General features: G+C 69.2%; 15 protein-coding genes and 1 pseudogene. 13 read left to right on the top strand and 3 right to left on the bottom strand.

All coding sequences use genetic code 11. The features are described from left to right. Window positions 1–12: 12 nt before the first annotated feature. From ACZ6ZQ_RS26950 to ACZ6ZQ_RS26930, 5 genes are all read left to right on the top strand, one after another. The gene (locus tag ACZ6ZQ_RS26950) at window positions 13–714 is read left to right on the top strand and encodes a DNA alkylation repair protein (RefSeq protein ID WP_469771087.1); all 702 of its coding nucleotides are present in this window, start codon (window positions 13–15) and stop codon (window positions 712–714) included. Between the two features lie 62 nt (window positions 715–776). Then, on the top strand, window positions 777–938 hold the full coding sequence (locus ACZ6ZQ_RS26945; RefSeq protein ID WP_469771086.1) for a hypothetical protein: 162 nt from the start codon (window positions 777–779) through the stop codon (window positions 936–938). 111 nt (window positions 939–1,049) lie between these two features. Beyond that, the gene (tuf, locus tag ACZ6ZQ_RS26940; protein WP_469771085.1) at window positions 1,050–2,219 is read left to right on the top strand and encodes an elongation factor Tu; all 1,170 of its coding nucleotides are present in this window, start codon (window positions 1,050–1,052) and stop codon (window positions 2,217–2,219) included. A gap of 65 nt (window positions 2,220–2,284) precedes the next feature. After that, window positions 2,285–3,157 carry a patatin-like phospholipase family protein gene (locus ACZ6ZQ_RS26935; protein ID WP_469771084.1) on the top strand — a complete coding sequence of 291 codons (873 nt, stop codon included), beginning with the start codon at window positions 2,285–2,287 and terminating at the stop codon, window positions 3,155–3,157. A 195-nt stretch (window positions 3,158–3,352) separates the two neighbouring features. After that, on the top strand, window positions 3,353–4,198 hold the full coding sequence (locus tag ACZ6ZQ_RS26930; protein WP_469771083.1) for a spermidine synthase: 846 nt from the start codon (window positions 3,353–3,355) through the stop codon (window positions 4,196–4,198). On the opposite strand, the pseudogene ACZ6ZQ_RS26925 reads toward ACZ6ZQ_RS26930, so the two are convergent. Next, window positions 4,160–4,453, bottom strand: a pseudogene (locus ACZ6ZQ_RS26925) (MFS transporter); the annotation flags it as partial. The gene ACZ6ZQ_RS26930 and the pseudogene ACZ6ZQ_RS26925 sit on opposite strands and share 39 nt — an antisense overlap. Window positions 4,454–4,632: 179 nt before the next feature. On the opposite strand from ACZ6ZQ_RS26925, the gene ACZ6ZQ_RS26920 reads away from it, so the two are divergent. Beyond that, window positions 4,633–5,547, top strand: coding sequence for an aminoglycoside phosphotransferase family protein (locus ACZ6ZQ_RS26920; RefSeq protein WP_469771082.1), 915 nt, complete (start codon window positions 4,633–4,635; stop codon window positions 5,545–5,547). Between the two features lie 3 nt (window positions 5,548–5,550). Here ACZ6ZQ_RS26920 and ACZ6ZQ_RS26915 read toward each other — a convergent pair whose 3' ends face one another. Further along, on the bottom strand, window positions 5,551–6,927 hold the full coding sequence (locus ACZ6ZQ_RS26915) for a sporulation protein (protein ID WP_469771081.1): 1,377 nt from the start codon (window positions 6,925–6,927) through the stop codon (window positions 5,551–5,553). Between the two features lie 196 nt (window positions 6,928–7,123). On the opposite strand from ACZ6ZQ_RS26915, the gene ACZ6ZQ_RS26910 reads away from it, so the two are divergent. Both ACZ6ZQ_RS26910 and ACZ6ZQ_RS26905 read left to right on the top strand, forming a co-directional pair. After that, window positions 7,124–7,684 (top strand): ATP-binding protein, encoded by a 561-nt coding sequence (locus ACZ6ZQ_RS26910; RefSeq protein ID WP_469771080.1) that lies wholly within the window; start codon window positions 7,124–7,126, stop codon window positions 7,682–7,684. Window positions 7,685–7,993: 309 nt separating this feature from the next. Then, on the top strand, window positions 7,994–8,299 hold the full coding sequence (locus ACZ6ZQ_RS26905; RefSeq protein ID WP_469771079.1) for a hypothetical protein: 306 nt from the start codon (window positions 7,994–7,996) through the stop codon (window positions 8,297–8,299). 410 nt (window positions 8,300–8,709) lie between these two features. Here ACZ6ZQ_RS26905 and ACZ6ZQ_RS26900 read toward each other — a convergent pair whose 3' ends face one another. Further along, window positions 8,710–9,489, bottom strand: a complete 780-nt coding sequence (locus tag ACZ6ZQ_RS26900) for a GntR family transcriptional regulator (RefSeq protein ID WP_469771078.1) — start codon at window positions 9,487–9,489, stop codon at window positions 8,710–8,712. A 150-nt stretch (window positions 9,490–9,639) separates the two neighbouring features. Between ACZ6ZQ_RS26900 and ACZ6ZQ_RS26895 the strand changes: the two genes are divergently transcribed. From ACZ6ZQ_RS26895 to ACZ6ZQ_RS26875, 5 genes are all read left to right on the top strand, one after another. Beyond that, the gene (locus ACZ6ZQ_RS26895; protein ID WP_469771077.1) at window positions 9,640–9,999 is read left to right on the top strand and encodes an SCO3933 family regulatory protein; all 360 of its coding nucleotides are present in this window, start codon (window positions 9,640–9,642) and stop codon (window positions 9,997–9,999) included. After that, a complete protein-coding gene (locus ACZ6ZQ_RS26890) occupies window positions 9,999–11,300 on the top strand; it encodes an FtsK/SpoIIIE domain-containing protein (RefSeq protein WP_469771076.1) in 1,302 nt (433 codons plus the stop codon). Before ACZ6ZQ_RS26895 ends, ACZ6ZQ_RS26890 begins: the two co-directional genes overlap by 1 nt. Continuing rightward, a complete protein-coding gene (locus tag ACZ6ZQ_RS26885; protein ID WP_469771075.1) occupies window positions 11,297–11,494 on the top strand; it encodes a hypothetical protein in 198 nt (65 codons plus the stop codon). The genes ACZ6ZQ_RS26890 and ACZ6ZQ_RS26885 overlap by 4 nt, the downstream gene beginning before the upstream one ends. A gap of 296 nt (window positions 11,495–11,790) precedes the next feature. After that, window positions 11,791–13,170: a replication initiator gene (locus ACZ6ZQ_RS26880; RefSeq protein ID WP_469771145.1), complete on the top strand. Its 1,380-nt coding sequence runs from the start codon at window positions 11,791–11,793 to the stop codon at window positions 13,168–13,170. Window positions 13,171–13,733: 563 nt separating this feature from the next. Continuing rightward, window positions 13,734–14,201, top strand: a 468-nt coding sequence (locus ACZ6ZQ_RS26875) for a hypothetical protein (RefSeq protein ID WP_469771074.1), incomplete at its 3' end; no start/stop codon positions are given.

Genomic DNA, 14,201 nt, shown 5'->3' with positions numbered 1-14,201 from the left:
AATGTGTGGCGCATGACGCCCCCGGCAACGCCTCGCAGCGCACTCGCCGACACCGTGCTGGAACGGCTCACGGCCGTGTACCCCACGGCGGCCGACCCCGTCCGGGCACGCGAGGCCGCCGCGTACATGAAGGACATCGCACCGTTCCTCGGCATCCGTACCCCGGACCGCCGCGCCCTGTCCCGTGCCGTACTCGACGGCGCCCCGCGCCCCGACGAGACCGACTGCACGGCCATCGCCCTGCGCTGCTGGGAGCTGCCGGAGCGCGAGTACCACTACTTCGCGGTCGACTACCTGCGCCGGTACGTGACCCGCTGCTCGTCCGGCTTCCTCCCGGTCGTACGACACCTGATCACCACCGTCTCCTGGTGGGACACCGTCGACGCGCTCGCCTCGCACGTCGTCGGCGGACTGGTCGCGGCCGGTCCGGAGCTCGTCCCCGTCATGGACGAGTGGATCGAGGACGAGGACCTCTGGATCGCGCGCACCGCCCTGCTCCACCAGCTCCGCCTCAAGGACGCGACCGACGCGGAGCGCCTTTTCCGGTACTGCCTGCGTCAGTCGGGCCACCCGGACTTCTTCATCCGCAAGGCGATCGGCTGGAGCCTGCGCGAGTACGCCAAGACCGACCCTGACGCGGTCCGCGGCTTCGTCTCCTCCGCCCGTGACCGGCTGGCGCCGCTCTCCGTACGCGAAGCGCTCAAGAACCTGTGACCCCGTAACGCCGCCGGGAAAACCATTCGACGCCCACCCACGCCGTCGGAGATCCTTCAGGCATGTTCCGGTACGCCTTCCCCGCAGCGCCGTCCGCAGTCGCGGACGCGCCGAAGGCTGCCGGTTTCCACCTGGCCGCGGCAGTCGACGCGGTCGTCGCAGCAGCTACGGCCGCTGCAGTCGACGCAGCTGCCGCCGCGCCCTTCGACGGCGCCCGAAGCTGACCCTCCCCGGATCGACCGGCGGACCCCGCAGGGGGAGGGTCGGTCCGGCCCAGGGGGTCCCCCTCCACAGGGAGTTCACGCTTCGAGTTCCGGGAAGGAACCGCAACAGCCATGCCCAAGACGGCATACGTGCGCACCAAGCCGCACCTCAACATCGGCACCATGGGCCACGTCGACCACGGCAAGACCACCCTGACCGCCGCCATCACCAAGGTCCTCAGCGAGCGCGGCACCGGCACGTTCGTGCCCTTCGACCGAATCGACCGGGCCCCGGAGGAGGCTGCGCGCGGCATCACCATCAACATTGCGCACGTCGAGTACGAGACCGGCACGCGGCACTACGCCCATGTCGACATGCCGGGTCATGCCGACTACGTCAAGAACATGGTCACGGGAGCGGCACAGCTCGACGGGGCGATCCTCGTCGTCTCCGCGCTCGACGGGATCATGCCGCAGACCGCCGAGCACGTCCTGCTGGCCCGTCAGGTCGGCGTCGACCACATCGTCGTCGCGCTCAACAAGGCCGACGCGGGCGACCCCGAGCTGACCGACCTCGTCGAGCTGGAGGTCCGCGAGCTGCTCACGGCACACGGGTACGGCGGAGACGCCGTCCCCGTCGTACGGGTCTCCGGTCTCAAGGCCCTGGAAGGCGACCCACGCTGGACCGCCGCCATCGAGGCACTGCTCGATGCAGTCGACACCTATGTGCCGACGCCGGTCCGCTACACGGACGCGCCGTTCCTGCTCCCGGTGGAGAACGTCCTCACCATCACCGGGCGTGGCACGGTCGTCACGGGCGCCGTCGAGCGCGGCACCGTGCGCGTCGGCGACCAGGTGGAGGTGCTCGGCGCGGACGTCACGACCGTCGTCACCGGCCTGGAGACCTTCGGCAAGCCGATGGAGTCCGCCGAGGCCGGCGACAACGTGGCGCTGCTGCTGCGTGGTGTGCCGCGTGACGCGGTGCGCCGCGGCCATGTCGTCGCCGCGCCGCGCAGCGTCACGCCGAGCCGCCGCTTCACCGCGCAGGTGTACGTCCTGTCCGGCCGTGAGGGTGGTCGTACGACCCCGATCGGCACCGGCTACCGGCCCCAGTTCTACATCCGTACGGCGGACGTCGTCGGGGACGTCGACCTCGGCGAGGCGGCGGTCGCGCGCCCAGGCGACACGGTCACCATGACCGTCGAGCTCGGCCGCGACATGCCGCTGGAGCCCGGTCTCGGCTTCGCGATCCGCGAGGGCGGCCGTACGGTCGGTGCCGGCACGGTCACCGAACTGGTCTGAGTCCGGAGCCCGCCTCCCGCCGTGTGCGGGGGGCGGGCTCGCCCCGTACACGTCACACTGCTGCCATGGCGGAGAAGGACGACGAAGCGAAGAAGCAACGAACGGCACTGGTACTCGGCGGTGGCGGGCTCGCCGGCATCGGCTGGGAGATCGGCATGCTGCACGGACTCGCCGCGGCGGGTGCCGATCCGACCGGTGCCGATCTCATCGTGGGCACCTCGGCCGGGTCGGTCGTCGGCGCGCAGCTCACCTCCGGCCGCTTCACCCTGTCGGAGCTCTACGCCCGTCAGCTCGCCGACCCGTCGGGGGAGGTGCCCGCGGGCATGGGCCCGACCGTGCTTGCCCGCTACCTCTGGGGCGTCGTGCGCTCCCGGGACGCCGAGGCGTACGGCGCACGCATGGGACGGCTTGCGCTGGGCGCCCGCACGGAGCCGGAGGAAGTCCGGCGAGCCGTCTTCGCCGAACGGCTGCTCACACACGACTGGCCGTCGGAGCGGCGGCTCGTCGTGACCGCGGTGGATGCCGTCACGGGGGAGTTCCGGGCGTTCGACCGGGAGAGCGGGGTGGAGCTGATCGACGCGGTCGGCGCGAGTTGCGCCGTTCCCGGTGTATGGCCGCCCGTCACCATCGACGGGCGGCGTTTCATCGACGGCGGAGTGCGCTCCTCGACCAACGCGGATCTCGCACTCGGCTACGACACGGTCGTCATCGTCGCACCCATCGCGGTCGGCGGCGGCCCGGTGCCCTCGGCCCGCGCGCAGGCTTCCCGGCTCGCGGCGGCCGGAGCCCGCGTGGTCCTGATCACGCCGGACCGGGCGGCCCGCCGGGCGTTCGGGCGCAATGTCCTGGACCCTGCGCGCCGGGCGCCCGCGGCGCGGGCGGGGCTGGCCCAGGCAGCGGCCCACGCGGAGGAGGTCCGCGGCACCGTGGCCGGCTGACGGTCCGCGCGCGGCGCCTGCCCGGCCGGTGTGCCGCCCACATCCGATGGGGCCGGTCTGTCCGTCCGCCCGCACCGGACGGGCCCTCGTGGGCGGGCCCGGGATTCGGCGGCCGGACGGCCCTCGTGGACGGGCCCGTGCTCGAGATACGGCGGCCGGACGGGCCGGCCTCGCGGGCAGGCGCACAATGGGCGGGTGAATGAGGCCATCCCCGTCATCCGGGCCGTCGACCACGGCACCGCCAAGCTCATGCCCGACGTGGACCGGGAGCGGGCCTGGCTGCTGACCGTGGACGGTGCTCCGCAGTCGTACGTCGACCTGGACGATCCGACACACCTCGAGTTCGAGTACGCGCGCCGGCTCGCGCACGTGCTCGACTGCGCGGCGGACGAGGGTGCTCCGATCGATGTGCTGCATCTCGGCGGTGGGGCGCTGACGCTGCCGCGCTATGTCGCGGCCACCCGGCCCGGCTCACGGCAGGACGTCGTGGAGGCGGACCGCGGGCTGCTGGCGCTCGTCGCCGAGCACCTGCCGCTGCCGCCCGGGACGGGGATCGTCGTGCACGGGGCGGACGCCCGGCAGTGGCTGGAGCAGGCGCCCGCCGACTCGGCGGACGTGCTGGTCGCCGATGTGTTCGGGGGATCCCGAGTGCCCGCCCCACTCACGTCCGGTGAGTACGCGCGGGCCGCGGAGCGTGTCCTGCGCCCCGGCGGCATCTATGCCGCGAATCTCGCCGACGCTGCTCCCTTCACCTTCCTCCGCTCCCAACTGGCCACGTTCGCGGCCGAGTTCCAGGAACTGGCGTTGATCGCCGAACCCGGCGTACTGCGCGGACGCCGCTTCGGCAACGCCGTACTGCTCGCTTCGCACCGCACGATCGACACGGCGGCCCTCGCCCGCCGCACCGCGTCCGACGCCTTCCCCGCGCGTGTCGAACACGGCGAAGCTCTGCGACGACTCATCGGGGACGCGCGCGCGGTACGGGACGAGGACGCCGTCGCGTCACCCGAGCCGCCCGACGGAGCCTTCAGCATCGGCTGAGGCGCCGAGCGGTGCGTCGCTGTTTCCCGCTACCCGCTTCGTGCGCCGGGTCAGATTCCGGACGTCGGGAACCAGCAGCACCAGCGCCGTCACCAGCACGATCAGTGCCGCACAGCCCCACAGGGCCTCCTGGCGCCCGAACAGACTCTCGGCGGGACCGGCCAGCGCCGTCGAGAGCGGCAGCATGGCGGTCGAGCCGAACCAGTCGTAGGCAGAGACCCGGGACAGCTTCTCCTCCGGGATCTCCTGGTGCAGCGTGCAACACCTTGGCGAATGTAACCTTTCTATTTCTCCCCGTCTTGGGCCTCCACGCCTGGTCTCGCCCCCTCCCTGGCCTACTAGGTACGGTCGGGGTCGTGTCCGGTGCACGTCGGGTTGGTCACCCGTGGGCGTGCGCCGGTTGATCGCGCGCGACTAGGGGAGCTGGTACGGGCATGGCGGTTGACGCTGCTCGAACGCAAGAGGGGTTCACGTCGGCGAGGGCTGCGCGGGTGATGGCCGCCGCGTGCCGGGCTGCGCGACTCGACGACAGAGGCGCAGAGCTGATCCGACTCGGGGAGAACGCACTGTTTCGGCTGGCATCCGTGCCGGTGATCGTGCGCGTGGCGCGGGGGGAAGAGTGGCTGCCCAAAGCCCGCACCGAAGTGGCCGTGTCGCGGTGGTTGGCAGGGGAAGGGTTCTCAGCCGCTCGCATCATCGAGGACCTGGAGCAACCGCTCTTGATCGATGGCCACCCCGTGACCTTCTGGCATCTGATCGTCGAGGGCGACCGCAAGGCGACGTACGGGGAGCTGGGCGGCGTCCTGCGGGATCTGCACTCGCTGACCGTGCCGGAGGGTCTCGTACTTCCGTCGTTCGCCCCCTTCGACAAGCAGCAGCTACGACTTGACCGGGCCGTGATCCCGGACGATGACAAGGTCTTTCTGCGGAAACGGTGGTGCGAACTACAGGACAAGTACGCCGTGTTGGAGTTCAAGACTCCCAAGGGGCCGGTGCACGGAGACGCCCACGTGCAGAACCTCATGGTTGACGACCAGGGGCGCGTCATCCTGATCGACTTCGAAGCCTTCTGCTACGACCACCCTGAGTGGGACCTCATGGTCACGGCCGTGGAGCACCACAGCCTTGGGTGGCAGACCGACGAACAGTACGCCGACTTCGTGGCCGCGTATGGGCGCGACCTGTACGAGTGGCCTGGCTACGAGACGCTTCGGGGCATCCAAGAGTTCGGCATGACGACCTGGCTGATGCAGAACGTGCAGGAAGACGAGGAAACCGCGGCCGAGTACCGCCGGCGCATCGCCGGTCTGCGGAACGACGATGCACCCCGGGACTGGCGGCCCTGGTAGCTGCTACTCGTCGTCCTCGTCCAGGCGGGTAAGCGCGTCGTCTACCTTCTCGTTGAAGGCGGCCACAAAGGGGTTGGCCGCGTGCGCGCTGACCTCGTTCTGGAAGTCGGTCACATAGCGCTGGAAACGGGTGGACTGTAGAGAGTCGCCGCCATCGACTGCGAGGCTCGCGGTGGTTACGGCGGCTTCCAACTCGCCGTTCAGTAGATGGCTCTGGGCGAGCACCATGCGGCAGAACCCCAGAGTGCGGGCGTACTTCGGGTCGGTGCTGTCGACGGCGCGTTGGGCCTGATCGACGGCTTCGCGGCGCATCTTGAGGTCGCGGAAGCAGTGGCAGAGCTCGCCCATGAGCTCGGCTTCGTCGAAGTAGCTCAACCATGCCGGGTCTTCGGCAGTGGCGGCCTGCTCGAAGCGGCGCTCCGCCTCGGACATCGCGCGGGCGGCCGCGACTCTGTCACCTGCGTTGGACAAGGCGCGGGCCTCCATGGCCGAGTAGTTCGCCATGGCGCGCGGGGTGGCTCGGCCCTTGGCGCCCTCGACGGCAGCACGGGCTAGCTGGATGGCTTGGGCGTGGTTGCCCAGGTAGTTGGCCTGGTGGCTGAGGTTGCCGAGAATGCGGGCACCGAACATGCGGTCGTCGATGACCTGGGACAGGCGCAGCGTCGACGTCAGGTAGCGGTGGGCAAGGCGGTGGTTACCGACGTCGTACGCGGTCCATGCGAGCAACTGGGAGATCTCGGCGGCGGCGCCGAACAGGGCTGTACCCACCTTCTCGCTGTAGCTCGCACTCAGCAAAGGCAGCACCTCGTGCCGGAAGTAGTGGCGTAACGCCCGGTGGCCATGGCCACCGCCGTACTTGAAGTCGAGCTGCATGAACGTGGCGGCGGCGTCCCGGATAGCGCGAACGTCGCGCATCCCAACGCGTTGGAGTGCAGGGCGGTCGGCTTCGATTCCGTCCGGCCGGGAGATCATCCAGGACAGGACAGAGGCGCTGAGATCGGCGTCCGCGATGATCAGCCGTTCGGAGGTGGGGGCGTCGGCGCGCTCCTGGGCGAGTCCGTCAAGCAGGGACAGGGCCTCGGGAACCGTGCTCGGGTATCCGGTCGGCTCCGGGGTGCCCGCTCTCGTGTGATCGAAGAAACCGAGATCGCCGGGCGCGATGCGGCGGCCGAGCTTGGCTGAGAGAACATCCGCCGCGATCGCCGCCGTCTCCGGCTTGATGCCTGCTCCATCCCGCCACCGCTGCACGGAGATATGCGTCGTTCCCAGACTGATGCCGCGCTGGGCGGCGGCATCCTTCATACGCCGCGCAAGGCCCTTATTTGAGACCTTCGCTGCTTCCATGATGGCGATCAACTGCGCGTTTGGCTCCCGGCGCATGCTCCCCTGCCAACCCGAGAATGACGGCGAGTATTCATCCTGTCACAGCAGTATCGCCCTGGGGGTTCATCGGCGAACCCCCTTTGCATCTGCCGGTGTACACGTGAACCCCCTGGCGAACGCTCCCGATCACGCCCTTGACCCCGTCTACTGGCTCGCGTGATGCAAGCGGTGCCCCGACCGGGAGAGGGAAGTGATGGACGCGAGGAAAGCTGAGCATGTGGCCAGTGAAGTGAACGCGTACGCTCACTGGTTCGCGGCTCCGGATCCGTCTGGTGCCGGGCGCTTCATGACACTCACGCTGTTCGCCGAGTCGCCCAACACGGCGCGCGTGGCACGTGACATGACGGCGGTGTTCCTGCGGGACGTGGGCGCGGGTGAGGTCGTGGATAACGCCCGGCTGGCCGTCTCGGAACTGGTCGGGAACGTGGTGAACCACGCGGTACCGGAACGCGGCCTGATCCGTCCGGGCGGCGCCCGACGCATCGACGTGACGTTCAAGGTCTGGCCCAAGTGGCTGTTCATCGGCGTTGCTGATGAGGACTCCTCGCCTCCGCTCCTTCCCCTCGGTGATGCGTTCTCACCCGGTCTGGCGGGGGAGCTGGTGGAAGCGGTCCTGCCCGACAGTGGCCGTGGGTTGCTGATCGTTCAGCGGCTGGCGGCGGCGGTCTGGTGGACGCCGGGCGAACTGGGCGGCAAGACGGTCTGGTGTCGCTTCGATCGTGACAACAGCGTCAAGGACCGAACACACCACTGATCCCCGGACCGTCGCTCTGCTCGCTCCCTCGCGATCAGGAGAGGGCGGCGGCCCGGTCACCGGCTGGAGCACGACCACTCCGGCCAAGAGGCGCGGCCCCTTTCCGGGGTTCACTCCTTTCCCCCGGGTGAGGGGCCGTGCTTCACAACCCCATACCGAGACCGGGCCACCCCATCAGCCCTGGAAAAGCGAAGGGTGGCCCGGCAGGGAACACGACGGTTCCCGGTGCCTGATGGTACCGGGGCCGTCGTGCTGCGTTTGCGCCCCGGTTCAAGAAAGTTGACGAACCAACCTAGATCGGGGTCGGGAGTGAGCAAGGTGATCGGCGCTGGTGAGAACTGGCCGGACGACGGCTTGGACGTGGAAGGTGCAGACTTCGGTCTGTGGGTGCGTGGTGTCGACTACGTGGCGGGGTGGCGTGAGGCGCGTGATGCTGCTGACCGGCTGAACCGGGCTTTCCTCGGCGTGGGGTTGGAGCTGTCCGAGTTACGGGCCGTCGCCTCGACGAACGATGACGGGCGTGGTGTCGTCCGTCTGGCGGCCTGGCCTGGTGCGGTGGAGAGGCTTGCTCGGCTTCTGGAGGCGCGCTTGGACGGCGACGGTGGTGCGGCATGAGGCGTCTATCCGCTGGTGAGCGCCGCGCGTGGGCACGTCGCCGGCCGGAGAGACTTTGGGCTGGAGCTGCCGTGGGGCGAGTGAACAGGGGGCCTTACGCTGGCCCGGCGAATCGGGCAGGCACCTGCCCTGCCCGTTGTAGTGCCCGATGGGCCCCCTGTTCTTCGAGGCTCGCCCCATGGTGGCTGCCTAAAGTCTCGGAGGTCGTCGACCCCCAGCCCCGTGGCCTTTGGCCTGCGTCGGCCGGTCGTCGCCTCGACTCCTGGGGCTGGCTGCGGTGTGGGGCGTCCGGCGCTCGGACGGGATCGGCGGTTACGCCGCACGCCCGGCCGGGGCGGCCGGGCGTCCCGGCGCGCCGCAGGCGCGCCCTTGAGGAAGTGAAGGCTGTTTCGACCGATGCGGGCTGCCGGTCAGGCTCGGGTGCGTCGCGCGGGATGCTTGTCGGCGGTGATCCGGTAGGCGAGTTCGGCGCGGTCGGCTCCGATGCGGAGTTCTTCGAGGATCAGGGGCCGGTCGTCGGTGTCGTGGGTGACGCGGGAGATGTGCAGGATCGGGGTCGCGTCGGGGAGCTGGAGCGTGGTGCGCTCGTCGGGCAGGGGCATGTGGGCGCGTACGGTCTCGGACCAGGTGAGCTTGTGACCGTCCTCGGTGAGCAGCCGGTAGAACGCTGCGGGACGCCTGCATGGCTCTTCGGCAAGCAGTGGGATGCCGTCGGCGACAACGAGCGGGATCAGGGTGCGGTGCATCGCGCGTGTGCCCGTGCTCGGGTCGAAGAGCAGCCGGTCACAGCCGAACAGGGCTTCCTCCTCGCCAAGTTGGAGGCGTCGGCCGGTGGTCTTCGTGGTGTGTGTGCGGTAGGTGCTGGGCTCCTCGGTCTCCTGCCAGACGTCGCCGTTGGGCATGACGAACTTGCCGTCGGCCGTGCGGCTGATGCGTCGCTCGATGGTGAGGGCGGGCTGGCCATCGGAGCGTACGAAGCTGCCCTTGCCGTGGCGGACGTCGATGAGTCCTTCAGCGCGCAGTGCTGCGATGGCGTTGCGGACGGTCGGGCGGGAGACGCTGTAGCGGGCCATGAGTTGGACTTCGGAAGGCAGCAGGGAGTCGGGTGCGAACTCGCCCGACAGGATCGCTTCGCGGATGGCGGCGGCCACCTGCTGGTAGAGGGCTCCGGGGCGCTGGATCTCCGGCATCTCTGCATCTCCGACGGATTGAGGCGCGACATCACTCGTCAGCATAAGTAGTTGCGCACTCGCCGTACAGCAGCCCACACTCATAACTCATAAGGACAAGTGACGTCAGCATAAGGCTGGTGTCGTGACTGGCCAAGGAGGCCACAGAAAATGCAGTCCATTCCCGTGGACACGACGCGGCTCGGCGTACTGCGGTGCGCCATCGCGCCGGAAGTGAAGCTCAGCAACTCCGAGACACAGGAGGTGAAGAAGGACCGGGACGGCAACCCCGTCTACACCGTGGCGGTCACCGTGCGGCAGGACGGGCGGCGGATCTCCGTGATCGAGATCGCTGTCAGCGGTGAGCCGACCGGGATCGAGGAAGGACAGATCGTCAAGGTCACCGGCCTGACCGCGTTCGCGTGGTCGATGGGCGACCGCCACGGAGTCAGCTTCCGGGCCGACGCCATCACCCCCGTGCCCGTGCCCGTGCCCGTGACGGCGGCGCAGCGCAAGGGCGGTGACGCGTGATGGAGCCGTACATCATCGCCTTCGCCCTGGCCGTGCTGGCCTGGATGCTCGTCGTCGGTGACCTGGTGCGCCGACACCGTCCCCTCTGGCACTGGTACATCGTCGGCTACCCGGTAACCGCCTGGCGCGTGGTGTCCACCTGGCGGCGCGTCGCGATGCTCCACGATCTCGCGGTGTCCCGGCTTCCGGCGCGCACGCTCGTCGGTCACCTGCTGATCAAGGGTGACCCGGTGCGGCCGATGGCGCCCCGCTGCTCCTTCCCGCGCGTCACCCCCATGGGCCTGACGCTGATCGTGCGGCTGCACGCGGGCCAGACCCCGGCGACCTATCTGAAGGCGGCGGATGCCTTCGTGCACGCGTGGAAGGTCCACACGGTGCGGGTCACCTCGCCGGAACGCGGCCTCGTGCTGCTGACCGCCATGGCCCGTGACCCGCTGGAGCGGCCGGGCTTAGCCACGGCCCCGGCCGAACTCCTCTCCGCCCTCATCGGCGCACTGGAGACGGGCAGGGCGTGGGTGATGAACCTGCGCCTGGTCCCGCACTGGCTGATCACCGGGGCCACCCGGTCGGGCAAGTCGACCCTGCTCGCCCGGCTCATCACCCAACTCGCCACACAGCGCATCGCCCTGGTCGGCATCGACTGCAAGGGCGGCATGGAACTCGGCCTGTTCACCGCACGGCTCAGCGCGCTGGCGACCTGCCGCCGTGAAGCGGTCGCGGTGCTCTCCGCCCTGGTCGTCGACATGCAGGACCGGATGAGCGCCTGCCGGTCGGCCGGAGTCCGCTCCATCTGGGAACTCCCGGACAAGCTGAGGCCCGTGCCCGTCGTCGTCCTGGTCGACGAGATCGCGGAACTGTACCTGTCCGACGGCACCCGCGAGAGCAAGGCGGAAGCCGAGCAGTGCTCGACGCTGCTGCTGCGGCTGGCCCAGCTCGGTGCCGCGCTCGGCATTCACCTGGTGGTGGCCGGCCAACGCGTCGGATCCGACCTCGGGCCCGGCGTCACCGCCCTGCGGGCCCAGCTCGGCGGCCGGATCTGCCACCGGGTCAACGACCCCGGCACGGCGGAGATGACCCTCGGCGACCTGAACAAGGACGCCGTGGCCGTCGCCCAAGCCATCACAGCGGAGGAACGCGGTGTGGCGGTGTGCACCGGGCCCGACGGTGGCTGGAGCCGCGCACGCTCCCACCTCACCCCCACCGATGAGGCCGTGGCCACGGCACGCAAGTACAGCGCGATGACCCCGGAACTGCCCCTCGTCACCCGCGCGCTGACGGCGCTGGAAGGAGAGTCCAAGTGATCAGCGAAGGTACGGCGTTCACGTTCGCGGTGATCTTCGGGATCATCACCGTCCTCCTCATCCGCTCCCGCGACGTGCGCGCCTGGGAAGCGGTGTGCGTCGGCCTCTTCGGGCTCTACCTCGGTCAGACCCCCGTGCTCTTCACCATTCACGGGCTCGTGACCTGGTTCATCAGCGGCTTCTCCCACACCTGAGCAGAGAGGACACCCGGCCATGCCCATGCCACGCGTGAGGTGCCCGAACTGCAAGGGCGACGGCGCCCGTAAGACCTGGACCGGACGGATCCGGCGCTGCCGCGTCTGCCGGGGCTCCGGCACCATCCGCTGACCCGCCCCTCACCCGACCCACGCAAGGGAGTGATCCCCATGACCCACGGCGCACCACACACCACCGTCCCGGCCGCTTCGGCGGCCCACCCCGGAAGGTCACCACCATCACCCCGGAGTACACCCCGGCTGACAGGCGCGCCGTTCTCGACCGTGCGGCGCGCCTGCGTCAGCTCCGCGAAACCGACCGCGACGCCATCCGCCTCGCCCAAGACCCGAGATTTGCCCGCTGGCTGGAGCAGGTCACCGCAACCGGCGGATGCTCCCAGCCCGTCCACCTCTCCGGCTCCACCACCACCCTGGACGGCACAACCGGCGAGATCCTCCACCACTACGACACCCGCGACGAACCCGGCGAACGCCTTCTCGTCCGCTGCCGCAACCGCCGCGCGAGCGTCTGCCCGGCCTGCTCCCGCCTCCACGCCGGGGACACCTACCACCTGGTGCGCGCGGGCCTCCTCGGCGGCAAGAACATTCCCACGACAGTGCGCGACCGGCCCCGTCTCTTCGTCACTCTGACTGCCCCGTCCTTCGGGCCTGTCCACCGGGCAGGGGAAGTCTGCCGACCCCGCCGCGACGGCCGCATCTGCGAACACGGGCATCCTCTTGGCTGCGGCCTGGTCCACGCTCCGGATGCCCCGGTCGTCGGCCAACCGCTCTGCCTGGACTGCTACGACTACACCGGCCATGTCCTGTGGCACGCGCATGCCTCCAAGCTGTGGGACCGGTTCGTCATCGACGTCCGGCGGCGCCTCGCCTCCTCGGCCGGCCTCGTACAGTCGCACTTCGCCCGGCATGCCCGGCTGTCCTTCGCCCGCGTCGCCGAGTACCAGAAGCGGGCGGCCGTCCACGTGCACGCCGTAGTCCGCCTCGACGGACCGACCGGATCCGACGACGAACCCCCGGCCTGGGGCACTGCGGAACTGCTCACCGACGCGGTGCACGCCTCCGCCCGGCGGGTCCACGTCCGCACACCGCACAGCGCTGCCGTGGGTGAGCTGGCACTGCGCTGGGGCGAACAGATAGACGCCCGACCGCTGCACGCCAACGGCGACGGACCGGACGATGACGCCGTAGCCGCGTACGTCGCCAAGTACGTCACCAAAGGCGCGAGCGAGACCGGCGCCGGCCTCGACCACCCGCCCACCACCTGGGCCGACATCGCAACGGCACCCGTCAGCACACACGTCCGCACCCTCATGCGTACCTGCTGGCGCCTGGGCGGCCTTCCCGAGTATGAGCCCCTCTGCCTCCGGGCCTGGGCTCACACCCTCGGATACCGGGGCCACATCCTCACCAAATCCCGCGCCTACTCCACCACCTACGCGGCACTCCGCGCCGAACGCGCCCACCACATGGGCCACACCGATGCCCCCGACGCGATCACCGAGCGCCATTGGCACTACGTCGGCTCCGGCCACACCCCTGGCGCAGCCCTCATCGCCGCCGGAGTCGCCGAAGACATCGCAACCAACCGAGAGATCGCCCGAGAGGAGCGGGCCGTTGAGGGAAGGGGGTTGGGTGCCGAGACAGCGTCGGACTGAAGAAGATCAGGACATGGCTTGGGCTCGGGCTCATGCGCGCGAATCGCCCGGCTGGTCTGAGACCCAATGGCGGCGCATGAACGCTGCTCTGGGCATCGAGGTCTCGACACGCGATGGAGTGCGCCACCATCGCCGTACTGGCTTTGTCGAGCAGTAGTGAAGTCACCTCCGCGACGCCTTCACCGCACCCTCTGGATGCCCTCGTCTTCCGCGAACACGCCCTGATGGCCTGAACCGTCATGCACCGAGCGGCGAAGCGGATGACCTGCATGCAATGCCCTTGTTCGCACAGCGGCCTCAATTTGACAAGCTGGCGGCTTGAGAGAAGCCTTGCAATAAAGGCAGACGGGAACTGCCCTCCAGCTGGGGGCGCCTGTTGAAGTTTTCGCGGGCTACTTTCAGGAGCAAGCCTCAGGAGTTGCTGCTCCTACTTTTCACTTAGGCCACTCTCGGAAGCCGGAGACCTCGGGCGTACCGGGGCCCGGGCTCTTACCCTGAGTCAATTAAACGGCACTGGACCGTCATTGTGGTCGATGTAGCGTGCGCCACCAAGGAGATACCTGATGACTGAGGGATCCGAAAAGTCAGGGTCGGCGGCGTCGGCGATTGAAACTTTGCGAGCATCCGCTGACTCCCCGGGTGCAAATGTCCTGCAGATTGCAGGTTTGTTGATATCGCTGTCGCATTCATTCGCCACAAACGGTCACCTCGCTGATGCGACAGCTGCAGCGCAGGCTGCCGTCGACGTACTCAAAGCGCACTCTCCAAGTCCGGATCAGGTAGCTGACTACCTATTCAGTCTGGCGAACTTCGAGCATACGTTGGCTGTGCGGCTTTGGGCTGAACGCCGTGACGGCGATGCCGTCCCCGTGGCACGCGCAGCAGTGAGTGACTACCAGCAAGCGGCAGCAGCCCCTGGCGCGAGGGTGCTGGTGATTGCAGGTTTGTTGATATCGCTGTCGCATTCATTCGCCACAAACGGTCACCTCGCTGATGCGACAGCTGCAGCGCAGGCTGCCGTCGACGTACTC

The sequence above is a fragment of the Streptomyces sp. NPDC053673 genome (assembly GCF_055585225.1).
This window is presented reverse-complemented; position numbering and strand designations above follow the sequence as displayed.